At 66.8% G+C, this 891-nt stretch carries 1 protein-coding gene; it reads left to right on the forward strand.

The genetic code is table 11. The features are described from left to right. Nucleotides 1–91: 91 nt before the first annotated feature. A protein-coding gene (locus tag IE269_RS42780) for an IS5 family transposase (protein WP_474184014.1) occupies nt 92–882 on the forward strand; the annotation gives its coding sequence in 2 pieces (ribosomal slippage) (nt 92–410 and nt 410–882; 792 coding nt in all). Nucleotides 883–891: the final 9 nt, after the last annotated feature.

The raw sequence follows: 891 nt of genomic DNA on the forward strand, positions 1-891 counted from the left end.
CTTAGAGGTGCTAACAGAAGTGCCGTCGGTGTGACTATCGGTCTGGTTGGTCGTTGGTCTGTTCGTGGGCAAGAGGGTGTCTCGTCCGTGGATCGTCTCGGACGAACTGTGGTTGCTGATCGAGCCGTTGCTGCCGGTTCCAGGGCCGAAGCTGAAGCCGGGGCGGCCTCGGGTGCCGGACCGGCAGGCGTTGTGCGGGATCCTCTTCGTGCTGCATACCGGCATTCAGTGGGAGTACCTCCCGCAGGAACTGGGCTTCGGCTCGGGCATGACCTGCTGGCGGCGGCTCGAAGCCTGGAACCGGGCGGGCGTCTGGGACCAGCTTCACGTGCTCCTGCTCGCGAAGCTGCGGGCGGCGAAGCAGATCGACTGGTCCAGGGCGGTGATCGACTCCAGTCACGTCCGGGCCGCTCGAAGGGGCCCAAAAGCGGGCCGAGCCCGGTCGACCGTGCCAGACCGGGCAGCAAGCACCACCTCATCGTCGACGGCCAGGGCATCCCGCTCGCCGTCTCGCTGACCGGCGGAAACCGCAACGACGTCACCCAGCTGATCCCGCTGCTGAAGAAGATCCCGCCCGTTCCGGGCCTGGTCGGACGCCCGCGAAAACGGCCCGACATACTGCTGGGCGACCGCGCCTACGACCACGACAAGTACCGGCGTCTGGCCCGGGTGATGGGCATCAAACCGGTGATCGCACGTCGCGGCGTGCCCCACGGATCCGGACTCGGCATCCACCGCTGGGTCGTCGAGCGCACGATCGCCTGGCTCCACGGCTTCCGCCGGCTACGGATCCGCTGGGAACGACGCGATGACATCCACGAAGCCTTCCTCAGCCTCGCCACGTGCCTCATCACCCACCGCCACGTCCAACGCCTTTGTTAGGACCTCTTA

Origin of the sequence: Streptomyces spiroverticillatus (assembly GCA_014650415.1) — a bacterium.
GTDB lineage: Bacteria > Actinomycetota > Actinomycetes > Streptomycetales > Streptomycetaceae > Streptomyces > Streptomyces spiroverticillatus.